Below are 13655 nucleotides of genomic sequence, written 5' to 3'. Positions count from 1 at the left end.
CAGGCGCCGGATATGCTATTGTCTCGGGCTCGACTGAAAGACCCGCATGACCTTCACCGCCCTCATCTTCCTCGCCCTTGCCATGTCGACCGACGCCTTTGCCGCGGCGATCGCCAAGGGCGCCGCCCTCCGCAATCCCGGCCTGCCGCAGGCCCTGCGCATCGGCCTGCTGTTCGGCTGCATCGAAACCATCACCCCCATCATCGGCTGGGGCCTCGGCTCGCTGGCCGCCGACGCCATCCGCCAGTGGGACCACTGGATCGCCTTCGTCCTGCTGCTGGGACTGGGCGGGCGCATGATCTGGCTGTCCTTCGGCGCCGACGAGGATGAAGAATCCGGCGGCTCGCAGAACCTGCTGGTGCTGGTGCTGACCGCGGTGGCGACCAGCATCGACGCGATGGCGGTCGGGGTCGGGCTGGCCTTCGTCGACGTCTCGATCATGCATGCGGCCGTGGCGATCGGTATCGCCACCACGACCATGGTGACCATCGGCGTGCTGCTGGGCCGGCGCCTGGGCGCGGCCGTGGGCCGCAACGCGGAGCGGATCGGCGGGGTGGTGCTGGTGCTGGTGGGGACAACCATTCTCATCGAGCACCTGCAGCACTGAGCTAGCGTGCCGGGCGCGGCTGGCGGCGGCGGTCGCGCTGCCGGTAATGGTCCGGCGAGCACAGCACCCTGAGCGCCACCGTCCGCGGCACCCCGACCTGTTCCATGAACAGCAGGGCAGGGTGGACGCCATAGCGGGCGCACAACTTCAGCCCCTCGTCGACCTGGTTCGCCGTCACGACATCGGTACGTGCATCGTTTCTGGATTGCTCAGCCATGTGCTCCTCCATGCGAGCGAAGGATGCTAGCAGAGCTGTAAATGCACTTAAAGTAAATTCTTAAGAGTTCGCAGTAAGTTGATGTTTTAGTAGCTTATCTGCAAAAATTGCAAGTCTGGTATTGCGCTCTGTTGAGACAAAAGTTAATGCCAGACTGCAAGCGTTCAGCCGGCCATGCGATTGAATACTTCGCGCACGGCCAGTCCACCGCCGCCGATGAGCAGGCTGAAGTACAGGATGGTGACGACGTTGCTGATATGGCCCAGCAGGACGCTGACGCCGTCGCGCTGCAGCAGGCCGATGGCCAGGAACAGCAGGGCCACGGCGGGGAAGGTATTGCTGAACGGGATCAGGCCGAAAGGCATCATCAGCAGCACCGCGCCCAGGATCAGGCCGGCATTGTTGAGATGCTGGATCGGACCGTTGGCCACCAGCCACTGGATACGATTGGGCTTGCTCACCCGCTCGATCCGGTACAGCCAGGGCAGTGCCTTGCGCAGCACCGGGCGCAGCTTGGCTGTCGAGATCGTCCGGTGCTTCAGTTTTGCCGGCACCCAGAGTTCGCGGCCGAACAGGCGGCTGATGCCGATCAGGAGGATCGCCGCGCCGAAGACGGTGCTCACACCCGGGATCGATACCGGAATCAGGAAGACCAGCGTGAGCAGGGCGGTCAGGATCAGCAGGCCTTCGTTGCCGACCTGGTGGATGAGTTCACTCAAGGTGATGCCGCCAGGCGGCAGGGAGCGGACCAGGCCGCGGAGCTTCTTGAAAACCGGTTCGCCTTGCATGGGTTCTTTCATCTTGTGCTGCCGTCTGGCCGAAACGCAAGAGTATAGTGCAAGACAGCGCGCCCCCGTGGCGTCAACGCCCGGAAGTGCGCAAAACCCCACATCTCAGCCGCGCCGCGCCGCCTCGATCGCCGCCACGTCGATCTTCCGCATCGTCATCATCGCCTCGAACACGCGCTTGGCGACGGCCGGATCGGGATCGGCGATACCCTCGGTGAGCGCGCGCGGCGTGATCTGCCACGACAGGCCCCATCGATCCTTGCACCAGCCGCAGGCGCTTTCTTGACCGCCATTGCCGACGATCGCATTCCACAGGCGGTCGGTCTCTTCCTGGTCGTCGGTGGCAATCTGGAAGGAAAAGGCTTCGCAGTGCTGGAAGGCCGGCCCGCCGTTCAGGCCGATGCAGGGGATGCCGGCCACGGTGAAGCCGACGGTCAGCACGTCGCCCTGCTTGCCGGCGGGATAATCGCCCGGCGCCCGGAAGACCTGGCCGACTTCGCTGTCGGGGAAGGTTTTCGCGTAGAACTGCGCCGCTTCCAGCGCCGATCCGTTGAACCAGAGGCAAACCGTATTCTTGCTAACCATGGCCATGGCACTCTCCGTTAGTGGAAACGCAATCGGAACATCGCCTGCCAGCATAGCGCATTCGCGCGGCTGGTCGCAGGAATCAGTCGAGGTCGGCCGCATCGTGGCGTTCCGGCACCTGCTCGTCCGGATTTCCGCGCACGCGGTTGACCTTGCGGCCGCGGATGACGGCCGGACGGGTCGCGATCTCGTCGGCCCAGCGGCGTACGTTCCTGTATTCATGCACGGACAGGAATTCGCCTGCTTCATACAACTCGCCGCGCACCATGCCGCCGTACCAGGGCCAGATCGCCATGTCGGCAATCGTATATTCGTCGCCGGCGATAAAGCGCTTGTGGGCAAGCTCGCGCTCCAGCACGTCGAGCTGGCGCCTGGTTTCCATCGCGTAGCGGTCGATCGGGTATTCCAGCTTTTCCGGCGCGTAGGCGTAGAAGTGGCCGAAGCCGCCGCCCACGAAGGGCGCCGAGCCCATCTGCCAGAACAGCCAGTTCATGGTCTCGGCGCGGGCCGCGCCCGCGGCCGGCAGGAAGGCGCCGAACTTTTCGGCCAGGTAAACCAGGATCGAGCCCGATTCGAACACCCGCACCGGTTCCGGGCCGCTGCGGTCGACCATGGCCGGGATCTTCGAGTTCGGGTTGATATCGACGAAGCCGCTCGAGAACTGGGCGCCCTCGTTGATCCTGATGAGCCAGGCATCGTACTCGGCGCCGCCATGGCCCAGCGCCAGCAGCTCTTCCAGCATGACGGTCACTTTCACGCCGTTGGGCGTGGCCAGCGAGTACAGCTGCAGAGGGTGCTTGCCGACCGGAAGTTCGGCCTCGTGGGTGGGGCCGGCGACGGGGCGGTTGATGTTGGCGAAGGTGCCGCCGCTGGAGGCGGGTGGGGTCCAGACTTTCGGCGGGACGTACTGGTCGGTCATCGGTTTCTCCTTGGGCGGGCCGGATCAAAGCAGCATTCTAGCCGGGGCTTGCCGGAGTCGTTGTTCGGCCCCACGAAAAAGAAAACCCCGCCGAGGCGGGGTTGTCGTCGAGCGGGCTGGACTTAGACGTAAGCCGCCAGCGCACCCTTCATCTTCTTCAGGGCAGCCGATTCGATCTGGCGGATACGCTCGGCCGACACGCCGAACTCTTCGGCCAGCGTGTGCAGCGTGGCGCCCGAACCGTCGTCGTTGGCCAGCCAGCGCGCTTCGACGATGCGGCGCGAACGCGGGTCCAGCTTCGACAGCGCGGTCTCCAGGCCTTCCGACTGCAGGCGGTCGACCGCCTCGGCCTCCAGCACGCGGGTCGGCTCCTGCTGCTCCGAGGACAGGTAGGCGATCGGGGCGAACTTGTCGTCGTCGTCATCGGTCGGCGATTCGAGGGCGATGTCGCGGCCCGACAGGCGGGTTTCCATCTCGATCACTTCTTCGCGCTTGACGTCGAGCATCTTCGCCAGCTCGTCGACCTGGCTCGGGGTCATGGTGTCGAGGCTCTGCTTGTTGCTGCGCAGGTTGAAGAACAGCTTGCGCTGGGCCTTGGTCGTTGCAACCTTCACCAGGCGCCAGTTCTTCAGGATGTACTCGTGCATCTCGGCCTTGATCCAGTGCATCGCGTACGACACGAGACGGACGCCCTGGTTCGGATCGAAGCGCTTGACTGCCTTCATCAGGCCGATATTGCCTTCCTGGATCAGGTCGGCGTGCGGCAGGCCGTAGCCGAGGTAGCCGCGTGCGATCGACACCACCAGGCGCAGGTGCGACAGCACCAGCTTCTGGGCGGCGTCCAGGTCATTCTTTTCCCGCAGCGACTTCGCCAGCGAAACTTCTTCTTCGTGGGTGAGCATCGGCAGGCGGTTGACGGCCGAGATATAGGCGTCAATATTGCCGAGATTGCCGGTGAACCCCAGGTTCAGGGCGCGACTGCCGGCAGGAACCAATGCGGATTGTGCGGACATGTTCATTTCCCTCGTAGTGATCTTGCTGCATCCTTAGTGTGCCACCGACCCATGCCGCGTGACACCAGCGTTACCCCTTGTTACTCGGATGCTTTCCTTGATTTCGCTGTATCTGAGACATATATTAGCACTCTCCAGGAGTGAGTGCTAGGCAAGGCATCGGTTTGCCAAAATCGATTAAGTTTGGCTAAAGAATTGCCTTTGGGAATCAAAATCGCGTCGTTTTAACTGTAGAGCAGACGACTTGTATCCGATTGATTCAGCTCAAAAGTGAGCTTGAAGCGGCTGGAAAACCTGTCAGGGACAGATTAAATGCCGGAGGATGGGCCTTCTGTTGGATGGCGCACCTAGAGGGGGGACACAGTGTAGGACAGGCGCCCGTCTGCGCGTAGGGAGGGACGGCCAAGCCCCGTTCGCGTGGCCGTCCGCTTGATGGAATTACTGCACGCGTGCCAGGTGACGCTGCACCGACAGCATGGCGCCGATCAGTCCGAGGCCGGCGCTGATCGTCAGCACGCCCGCAATTTCCAGCCCGCCGAGCGGCGTCAGCTGGAATTCCGAGGCATACAGCCTTGCAAACTCGGCAATCGCCCCGTTCAGCGGCTTCAGCGCCAGCAGCACCGCCCCGAGCGCCACCGCGCCTGCGCACAGGCCCAGCAGCGCGCCGGTGTAGTAGAACGGCCGGTGGATGAAGTTGTCGGTCGCGCCCAGCAGCTTCGACACGGCGATCTCTTCCTTTTGCGTCAGCACCTGCAGGCGGATGGTGTTGAACACCACCGCGATCACCACGATGCCGAGCGTGACCGCCAGCAGCAGCAGGGCCAGGCGCAGGATGCCGAGCAGGGCGGCAAGGCGCTTGACCCAGGCCGAATCGACCTGCACGGTGTCGACGCCGGGCAGGGTGCGCAGCTGTTCGACCATGCCGTCGACCTGGGCGGCGGCGCCGCTGCCGCCGAGCTTCATCACATAGCTGTCCGGCAGCGGGTTCTCGCCCAGGGTGTCGAGCACGTCGCTCAGGCCGCTCTTGTCCTTGAGCGCGGCCAGGGCGTTTTCGCGCGGGATGAAGGCGACGTCCGCCTTGCCGCCGGCCGCCACGATGGCGCGGATGCGGGGCTGCAGGGCCGTGGCTTCCTCGCGCGTCGCCTCGAGCTTCATGAACAGGCTGATCTCCGGATCGACCGACAGCTGTTGGGACAGCGGCCGCACGTTGTCGAGCAGGGTGATGCCGGCGAAGGGCAGCATCAGCGCGAAGGCGACCACGAGCACGTTGAACAGGAAGCTGCCCGGCGCCTTGCGCACCGTGGACAGGGCCGCGCCGAGGGCGAAGCGGTGCTGGCGGAACCAGGGCCTCATGCGGCACCTCCGATGCGGCCGGCGTAGGCCAGCTGGCCGTGTTCGAGGCGTATTACGCGCGCCGCCGCACTGTCGAGCACCTGCTCGTCGTGGGTCGAGATCACGCAGGTCACGCCGACGGCGTGGAAGGCGCGCAGGGCGTCGAGCACCCTGTCGGCCGCCACGCGGTCGAGGTTGGCGGTGGGTTCGTCGGCCAGGATGATCTGCGGGCGGTTGACGATGGCGCGCGCGATCGCCACGCGCTGCTGCTCGCCGCCGGACAGTTCCAGCGGCATGGCCCTGGTGCGATCGAGCAGGCCGACCTTGTCGAGGGCGGCGCGGGCGCGCTGTTCGGCCTGCGCCTTGGGCGCGCCGGTGACCAGCAGCGGCAGCATCACGTTGCCGAGGATGTTGCGGTCGTTGAGCAGGCGCTGGTGCTGGAAGATCAGGCCCAGGTTACGGCGCAGGAAGGGGATGCCGGCCTTCTTGAGCCGGCCGATGTCCTGGCCGTTGACGGTCACCGTGCCGCTGGTCGGACGCTCGACCGCGGCCACCATCTTCATCAGGGTCGACTTGCCCGCGCCGGAGGGGCCGGCCAGGTAGACCAGCTCGCCCTTGCCGATGTTGAGGGAGACGTCGAGCAAGGCATAGGCGTCGGTGGAGTATTGTTTGGAGACGGACTGGAATTCGATCATCGGGTGCGCGTCCTTCAACCCAGCAGGGCTTCGACGAATTCTTCGGCGTCGAAGGGCTGCAGGTCGTCCAGCTTCTCGCCGACGCCGATGAAGTACACCGGCACCGGACGGGTGCGCGCGATCGCGGCCAGCACGCCGCCCTTGGCGGTGCCGTCCAGCTTGGTGATCACCAGGCCGGTCAGCTGCAGCGCGTCATCGAAGGCCTTCACCTGTGCCAGGGCGTTCTGGCCGGTGTTGCCGTCGATGACCAGCAGGGTCTCGTGCGGGGCGCCGTCCATGCCCTTGCCGATGACGCGCTTGATCTTCTTGAGTTCTTCCATCAGGTGCAGCTGGGTCGGCAGGCGGCCGGCGGTGTCGACCATGACCACATCAAGGCCGCGGGCCTTGCCCGACTGGACCGCGTCGAAGGCGACGGCGGCCGGGTCGCCGGACGCCTGCGAGATCACGGTGACGTTGTTGCGCTGGCCCCAGACCATCAGCTGCTCGCGCGCGGCGGCGCGGAAGGTGTCGCCCGCGGCCAGCAGCACCGACTGGTCGAAGCGCTGCATGTGCTTGGCCAGCTTGCCGATGGTGGTGGTCTTGCCGGCGCCGTTCACGCCCGAGATCATCATCACCAGCGGTTCGTGGCGGCCCAGTTCGAGCGGCTTCTGCAGCGGCGTCAGCAGCTCGATCATCAGCTCCTTCAGTGCGGCCTTGACCTGGGCGGCGTCCAGCAGCTTGTCTTCCTTGACCTTGCGGCGCAGGGAATCCAGCAGGTACTGGGTGGCGTCCATGCCGGCGTCGGACATCAGCAGCGCGGATTCGAGTTCCTCGTACAGGTCCTCGTCGATGCGCGCGCCGACGAACAGCAGCGACAGGTTGCTCGAGGTCTTGGACAGGCCGGCCTTCAGCCGGGTCATCCAGGACTGCTTCTTTTCGGCGTCGGTGGTCGGGCGTTCCGCGGTTTCCGGGAACAACTCGCCGATGTCGGCTGCGGCCGGAGCCGGGGCCGTGCTTGGTGCGGAAGCCGGAATGGGCGCCGGCGCAACCGGTGCGTCCAGCGCACCGGGCACGAACATCGGCGCCGCGGCGGGAGCAGACGCGGGCTGGCTCGGCTCCGGGACCTCGGTCTCAGGCTTCTTTCTCTTGAAGAAACTAAACATATGTGGGGGCGAATCCTGCGCAGGATACCGGCGGTCGCCGGGGGTGAAAAAAGGTGCGAATATTTTACCAGAGCAGCAAGACGCGGCCTCCAAAGGCCGGTATCGACGCTAGAAGATGCATCGAAGGAATAGTTTGTTGTGTTATTGATGAAACCGAATGGCTACTCAACAGTGCGCGTCTGGAAAACGATGGCCACTTGCGTTAAATTGAACACAGAGAGAAACCAGAAAACACAACGGGGCACACCGTGAAAATCACAAATTTCCTGAAGCGCATCATCTATGGCGACAACGCCACGGATGGCAGCGCTGCGAACATGCGCAACATTATCGTGTGGGCGTTCATCGCCCTCGTCGCATTGTTCCTGACTAATCCGGAGCAGGTCAGTTTCTTCGACCGGCCGATACCGCTGCCGGCCGAGCTGGGGCTGGGACAGTAGCGTGGGCGGGTTTCCCGCCCACGCTACGATTCAGCGGCCGGCCTTGGCCGCTTCCGCCGTTTTGCGGATCGTCTCCAGCGTCGCGTTCGGCGTAATCAGGTTGCCGTCGTAGCGTAGTTCGATCACGGCCGGCAGATTGTGCTCGTTCGCATGCGCCAGCGCGCGCTGCAGGGCGGGCGCGAATTCCTCGGTCCTCTCGACCACCTCGCCGTGGCCGCCATAGGCGCGCGCCAGCGCCGCGAAATCCGGATTGTGCAGGTTGGTGCCCGACACGCGGCCCGGGTAGTCGCGTTCCTGGTGCATGCGGATGGTGCCGAACATGCCGTTATTGAACACCAGCATGATCACACCGGCCTTGTACTGCACGGCGGTGGCCAGTTCCTGGCCCGTCATCATGAACTCGCCGTCGCCGGCGAAGGTCACCACGGTGCGCTGCGGATCGATGATCTTGGCCGCCACGCCGGCCGGCACCGCATACCCCATGGCGCCATTGGTCGGCGCGAGCTGGGTGCGCTTGCCGCCGTAGCGGTAGAAGCGGTGGGCCCAGGTCGCGTAGTTGCCGGCGCCATTCGTGATGATGGTGTCGCGCGGCGCCTGCTTCATCAGTTCCTGCACCACCTGCCACAGGTCGAGCGGCGCGGCGCCGTCGCGGAAGATCGGCGGCTGCGCCTGCCATGCGGCCAGGTCGGCCCTGGCTTCTTCGACCGTGCCGGCCCAGGCCGCCGCATCCACCGGCGCCATCGCGGCCAGCATCGCGCACACTTGCGCCGGACCGCTGCAGATCATCAGGTCCGCCTGGTAGACGCTGCCCAGTTCTTCCGGATCGGCATGGATGTGGACCAGGCGCTGGCGCGGCACCGGCGACGCCAGCAGCGAGTAGCCGCTGGTAGTCATTTCGCCCAGGCGCGGGCCGATGGCGATCACCAGGTCGGCCTCCTTGACACGTGCGGCCAGTGTCGGGTTGATGCCGATGCCGACGTCGCCCACGTAGTTGGGGTGGGCGTTGTCGAGCAGGTCCTGGAAGCGGAAGGTGCAGCCCACCGGCAGCCGGTTCGCTTCGGCGAAGCGGGCCAGGTCGGCGCAGGCCTGGTCGGTCCACGAGCCGCCGCCCAGCAGCACCATCGGACGCTTGGCCTCCGCCAGCATGGCGCGCAGCTGGTCGATCTGGTCCTGCGAGGGAGCGGCCTGCACCGGCTGGTAGCGGCGCGCATCGGGCACCTCGGCTTTTGTGACCAGCATGTCTTCCGGCAGGGCCAGCACCACCGGGCCCGGACGGCCGCTGGTGGCGACCTGGAAGGCGCGCGCGATGTATTCGGGGATGCGGTCGGCGCGGTCGATCTGGGTGACCCACTTGGCCATCTGGCCGAACATGCGGCGGTAGTCGATTTCCTGGAAGGCTTCGCGGTCGATGAAGTCGCTGCCGACCTGCCCGATGAACAGGATCATCGGGGTCGAGTCCTGGTAGGCCGTATGGACGCCGATCGAGGCATTGGTGGCGCCAGGACCGCGGGTGACGAAGCAGATGCCCGGCTTGCCGGTCATCTTGCCGTAGGCCTCGGCCATGAACGCCGCGCCGCCTTCCTGCCGGTTGATCACGAAGCGGATATCCGAATCGTGCAGCGCATCCAGCACGTCGAGGTAGCTTTCGCCGGGCACGCCGAAGGCGGTGTCCACGCCGTGGATATGGAGCGCATCGACCAGGATCTGGCCGCCGGTGCGGGAAGGGTGCGTCATGGTGTCGGTCATCCTTGTTGGTTTGCTATCCGGGCATTCTATGTGGATGAGGTGGGGAAGGATTTTGAAATGGCGACACGAAATTTCAGAAAACGTGGCGGGATGGCGATAGGTTGCGCGAGCCCAATCGGTTACAATGCCTTCCGTGAAGCAGGCCAGACAGCCGCTGGCTCTCATCTTCGGATGCGGGCGGGAGGAAGGTCCGGACTCCACAGAGCGGGGTGACGGTTAACGGCCGTCCGCTGAAAGCCGCAAGGTATAAGGCGAGGAATAGGGCCACAGAGACGAGCGTATTAAGTTACGGTGAAACGCGGTAACCTCCACCTGGAGCAATTCCAAATAGGCACGCGTTGATGTTGCTCGCGGAGCGTGCGGGTAGGAAGCTTGAGCGCTGGAGTAATCCAGCGCCTAGAGGAATGGCTGTCATAGGGGCGTCCCGCAAGGGAAACCACTACACAGAATCCGGCCTATCGGCCTGCTTTACATGAATTCAGGGCTGTCACGGCCCGCGCCCTCGCGAGACGACGATGCAGAAATACATCCTTGCCCTCGACCAGGGCACCACCAGCTCGCGCGCCATCCTGTTCGACCGCGCCGGCCTGCCGGTCGCCTGCAGCCGGCACGAATATCCCCAGCATTTCCCCCAGCCCGGCTGGGTCGAGCACGACGCCCTCGACATCTGGCACAGCCAGCTCGCCTGCGCGCGCGAGGCGCTGCGCCAGGCCTGCGTCGACGCGTCCCAGGTGGCCGCGATCGGCATCGCCAACCAGCGCGAGACCAGCGTGCTGTGGGATCGCGCCACGGGCGAACCGGTGGCCCGCGCCATCGTCTGGCAGGATCGCCGCACCGCCGCCCTGTGCGACCGCCTGCGCGAGCAGGGCAGGGCGGCGGAGATCCAGCGCCGCACCGGCCTCGAACTGGACGCCTATTTTTCCGCCACCAAGCTGCACTGGCTGCTCGAGCAGGTGCCGGGCGCCCGTGAGCGTGCCGAACGCGGCGAGCTCGCCTTCGGCACGGTCGACAGCTGGCTCGTGTACCGCCTGTGCGGGCGCCACGTCACCGACGCCGGCAACGCCTCGCGCACGATGCTCTTCAATATCCACACACTGCGCTGGGACGAGGAGCTGCTGGCCCTGTTCGATATCCCCCCTAGCGTGCTGCCGGAAGTCGTCGCCAGTTCGGAAGTGGTGGGCCTCGCGGCCGAGGAATGTTTCGGCCATGCGATCCCGATCGCGGGCATCGCCGGCGACCAGCAGGCAGCCACCTTCGGCCAGGCCTGCCACCGCAAGGGCCTGGTCAAGAATACCTACGGCACCGGATGCTTCATGCTGATGCATGCCGGCGCCACGCCGCCGGTGTCGCAGAACCGCCTGCTGTCCACGGTCGGCTGGAGCATCAAGGGCACGACCGACTATCTATTGGAGGGCAGCGTCTTCATGGGCGGCGCCACCGTGCAGTGGCTGCGCGATGGACTCGGCATCATCAAGGAGTCGGCCGACGTCGAAGCGCTGGCCCTGAGCGTGCCGGACAGCGGCGGCGTGATGCTGGTGCCGGCCTTCACCGGCCTCGGCGCGCCGCACTGGGACCCCTATGCGCGCGGCACCATCGTCGGCATGACGCGCGGGACCACGGGCGCCCACATCGCCCGCGCCGCGGTCGAGGCGATCGCCTACCAGAGCGCCGAACTCTTGACCGCCATGCAGAAGGACGCCGACTGCGCCGTGCTCGAGATGCGCGCCGACGGCGGCGCCGCCCGCAACGACATGCTGATGCAATTCCAGGCCGACCTGCTCGGCATCCCGGTGCTGCGGCCGCGCGTCACCGAGACCACGGCGCTGGGTGCAGCTTATTTGGCCGGGCTGGCGGTCGGCTACTGGGAGAGCGTCGAGGACATCGCCCGCCAATGGCAGGTCGAGCGCCGCTTCGAGCCCGCCATGGATCCGGGACGCCGCGCCGAACTGATGGCGCGCTGGGGCAGGGCGGTGGAGCACGCGAAGGGCTGGGCGCAAGCCTAGCAGCCGGCGCATCTCGCGCCGCATACAGGCATCCCGCGCCGCCGGCATGCGCTTCGTCGCAAACCGGCCGGCGCAGGCCGCGCTGTCGATAAGGTGGAAGGCATCAACCACCTCGCGGAGCCGGCCATGCTGCAGCAAATCCTCGTCAAGACCCCGCTGTATGTATGGGCGCTCCTCGCCTTCCTGATCTACCGCGGCGTGCTGGCCGCGCGCGACCGCGAGATCGGCGTCAACCGCATGCTGGTCATCCCTTTGCTGATGCTGGTGCTGGCGCTGCAATCGATCGCGACGCAGTTCGGCGTGGCCAGCATGGCGATGGGCGCCTGGGCGGCCGGCAGCGCTGCCTTTGCGCTGCAGCGCTGGAGCTTCGGCCGCGCCGGCGTGAGTCCGGGCGCGGCGCCGGGCAGGCTGCGCATTCGCGGGAGCTGGATGCCGCTGGCCGTGATGATGCTCATCTTCCTGGTCAAGTACGCACTGGCGGTGACGCTGGCGATCCGGCCCCGCATGGCGGACGACCTCGTCTTCGGCGCCACGGTATGCAGTCTGCTCGGCCTGTGCAACGGCTACTTCCTCGGGCAGCTGGCGCGCGATATCGCCGCCGCACGACGACTGCCGCAAGCGTGTTCCGCGCCCGTGCCCGATTCCGTATGATCGGCGCATGACGACAGGATTGCGAGGAGGTGCAACATGCTCAAACTGGGAGAAACCGATCCCCGGCTGATCGACAAGCTGGGCACCCTTGCCGCACGGGTGGTCGAGGACGCGCTGGCCTCGGGCCTCACTTGGGACCAGGCCGTCGTGGCGCTCGGCATCGCGGCCAAGGCGATGTCGGCCAAGGCCGCCAGCCAGGGCGGCGCCGCGCCGGCCGACTACGCACTGCATGCGGAGCAACGCCTGAAGGAAGGCATGGACCGCAGCGCCGCGGTCCTCAAGGCCTATCTTTCCTGACGCCGGCTTCGCCTCAGAACCCGATCCGCCCCTTGCCCGGCGTCGGCTTGATCCGGATATCGTCCACGCTCACGCGTTCGCGTCCGGCCGCCACCGCATGGCCCAGGCCATCCAGCAGGGTCTTGCGCAGGTCGCGCGGCGAGACGCCCGCCAGCTTGTCCAGCACCACGTCGGCCAGGCGCGGATCGAAGGCCGCCAGGTTGAGTTCATCCAGCAGCCCCGCATACATGCGCTGGGCGATGCCGGCCGCCTGTTCCAGTGTCGGCGTCGGCACCTCGTAGACCGCCATGCGGTTCAGCAGCGGGTGGGGAATGCCTTCGGTGGAGTTGGCGGTCAGCACCCAGAAGATCTGCGAAGCGTCGATCTCGACGTCGATGAATTCGTCGCGGAAGCTGCTGGCCGTCTCCGGTTCCAGCAACTGATAGAGAGCGGCGAGCGGATCCGACTGAGTCGAGCCGCTCGCCTTTTCCACTTCATCGAGCACGATCACCGGGTTCGCGTACTGTCCGCGCACCAGGCGCTCGGCCACCTTGCCGCATTTCGCGCCGCGCCAGCTGGCCGAGCTGCCGGTGATGACGAAGCCGGCCGACAGCGCATTCATGCTGATCAGCTCACATTCGGTCTGCATCACCCTGGCCAGGCGCCGCGCGAAGTGGGTCTTGCCGACACCGGGGCCGCCCAGCAGCAGGATCGGCATGACGTTGAAACCACGATTGCCCGCATGCGCCAGGCGCAGGTAGCGGGCGAGGTCGTCCAGGACTTCCTCGAAATTCGGACATTCTTCGAACAGGGGATCGAGGGCATCAAGCGATGAGGGCTTGGTGACGAAGCGCTCGGCCCCGGTCTCCAGCATGCGCTCGTAGAAGGCTTCGAGTTCCGGGGAGCGGCCGCGGCTGCGGTCGAGCGCTTCCTGGACTTCGCTGAGGTCATAGACCGCGCAGGTACGGGCGAGTGAAATGTTCACGGCTTTCTCCTTGCAGGCCCGCCCCAGTCCAGCTGTACCACGGCTGCACCATCCCGCCGAGCGGGCCATGAGCGGGATGGGTCTTTGCCTTGACTCGATCCTAACCCGTCCAGCCGAGCGCTGCCAAGTTGTCACTCTCAAATTCTGCAAAGAAACTTTAGTTTCTGTGAGAAAAGACAACGCCGGAGCTGAGCTTAATCAAAGAGAAAGATTGTCGTTACAACTGAGGCTTAACCTTCATTCTGTTTCCTAAGTG

The 13655-nt window shown here is 65.6% G+C and carries 15 protein-coding genes and 1 other RNA gene; 6 read left to right on the top strand and 10 right to left on the bottom strand.

Annotated features, from left to right (window positions below):
- The first annotated feature begins 46 nt into the window (after positions 1-46).
- Entirely contained in the window at positions 47-607 is a 561-nt protein-coding gene (locus AC56LK_RS06780) for a manganese efflux pump MntP (RefSeq protein ID WP_436107405.1), read from the top strand.
- 1 nt (position 608) lies between these two features.
- Here AC56LK_RS06780 and AC56LK_RS06775 read toward each other — a convergent pair whose 3' ends face one another.
- From AC56LK_RS06775 to ftsY, 8 genes are all read right to left on the bottom strand, one after another.
- Positions 609-824: a hypothetical protein gene (locus AC56LK_RS06775; protein WP_497183796.1), complete on the bottom strand. Its 216-nt coding sequence runs from the start codon at positions 822-824 to the stop codon at positions 609-611.
- A 164-nt stretch (positions 825-988) separates the two neighbouring features.
- Positions 989-1624, bottom strand: a complete 636-nt coding sequence (locus AC56LK_RS06770) for an exopolysaccharide biosynthesis protein (protein ID WP_497183795.1) — start codon at positions 1622-1624, stop codon at positions 989-991.
- A gap of 93 nt (positions 1625-1717) precedes the next feature.
- Positions 1718-2197, bottom strand: coding sequence for a VOC family protein (locus tag AC56LK_RS06765; RefSeq protein WP_497183952.1), 480 nt, complete (start codon positions 2195-2197; stop codon positions 1718-1720).
- A gap of 82 nt (positions 2198-2279) precedes the next feature.
- The gene (gene yghU, locus AC56LK_RS06760) at positions 2280-3116 is read right to left on the bottom strand and encodes a glutathione-dependent disulfide-bond oxidoreductase (RefSeq protein ID WP_497183794.1); all 837 of its coding nucleotides are present in this window, start codon (positions 3114-3116) and stop codon (positions 2280-2282) included.
- A 122-nt stretch (positions 3117-3238) separates the two neighbouring features.
- On the bottom strand, positions 3239-4129 hold the full coding sequence (gene rpoH / locus AC56LK_RS06755; RefSeq protein ID WP_497183793.1) for an RNA polymerase sigma factor RpoH: 891 nt from the start codon (positions 4127-4129) through the stop codon (positions 3239-3241).
- A 438-nt stretch (positions 4130-4567) separates the two neighbouring features.
- A complete protein-coding gene (ftsX, locus tag AC56LK_RS06750; RefSeq protein WP_497183792.1) occupies positions 4568-5482 on the bottom strand; it encodes a permease-like cell division protein FtsX in 915 nt (304 codons plus the stop codon).
- The gene (locus tag AC56LK_RS06745) at positions 5479-6156 is read right to left on the bottom strand and encodes a cell division ATP-binding protein FtsE (protein ID WP_497183791.1); all 678 of its coding nucleotides are present in this window, start codon (positions 6154-6156) and stop codon (positions 5479-5481) included. The genes ftsX and AC56LK_RS06745 overlap by 4 nt, the downstream gene beginning before the upstream one ends.
- Positions 6157-6170: 14 nt before the next feature.
- Entirely contained in the window at positions 6171-7298 is a 1128-nt protein-coding gene (gene ftsY, locus AC56LK_RS06740) for a signal recognition particle-docking protein FtsY (protein WP_497183790.1), read from the bottom strand.
- A gap of 248 nt (positions 7299-7546) precedes the next feature.
- On the opposite strand from ftsY, the gene AC56LK_RS06735 reads away from it, so the two are divergent.
- Entirely contained in the window at positions 7547-7738 is a 192-nt protein-coding gene (locus AC56LK_RS06735; protein WP_497183789.1) for a hypothetical protein, read from the top strand.
- A 30-nt stretch (positions 7739-7768) separates the two neighbouring features.
- Here the strand turns inward: AC56LK_RS06735 and AC56LK_RS06730 are convergent, their stop codons facing one another.
- Entirely contained in the window at positions 7769-9472 is a 1704-nt protein-coding gene (locus AC56LK_RS06730) for a thiamine pyrophosphate-binding protein (RefSeq protein WP_497183788.1), read from the bottom strand.
- 147 nt (positions 9473-9619) lie between these two features.
- Here AC56LK_RS06730 and rnpB point away from each other — a divergent pair.
- From rnpB to AC56LK_RS06710, 4 genes are all read left to right on the top strand, one after another.
- Positions 9620-9958: RNase P RNA component class A (rnpB, locus tag AC56LK_RS06725), an RNA gene on the top strand.
- A 41-nt stretch (positions 9959-9999) separates the two neighbouring features.
- Entirely contained in the window at positions 10000-11487 is a 1488-nt protein-coding gene (gene glpK / locus AC56LK_RS06720) for a glycerol kinase GlpK (RefSeq protein ID WP_497183787.1), read from the top strand.
- Positions 11488-11613: 126 nt separating this feature from the next.
- Positions 11614-12138 carry a DUF6622 family protein gene (locus AC56LK_RS06715; RefSeq protein WP_497183786.1) on the top strand — a complete coding sequence of 175 codons (525 nt, stop codon included), beginning with the start codon at positions 11614-11616 and terminating at the stop codon, positions 12136-12138.
- 36 nt (positions 12139-12174) lie between these two features.
- The gene (locus AC56LK_RS06710; protein ID WP_497183785.1) at positions 12175-12435 is read left to right on the top strand and encodes a hypothetical protein; all 261 of its coding nucleotides are present in this window, start codon (positions 12175-12177) and stop codon (positions 12433-12435) included.
- Between the two features lie 13 nt (positions 12436-12448).
- Here AC56LK_RS06710 and AC56LK_RS06705 read toward each other — a convergent pair whose 3' ends face one another.
- The gene (locus tag AC56LK_RS06705; RefSeq protein ID WP_497183784.1) at positions 12449-13399 is read right to left on the bottom strand and encodes an AAA family ATPase; all 951 of its coding nucleotides are present in this window, start codon (positions 13397-13399) and stop codon (positions 12449-12451) included.
- Between the last annotated feature and the right edge of the window lie 256 nt (positions 13400-13655).

The organism is Telluria sp. ZB4P36 (assembly GCF_059685865.1).
The sequence above is the reverse complement of the archived record's forward strand: the minus strand, read 5'-3'. Positions and strand labels throughout refer to the sequence as shown.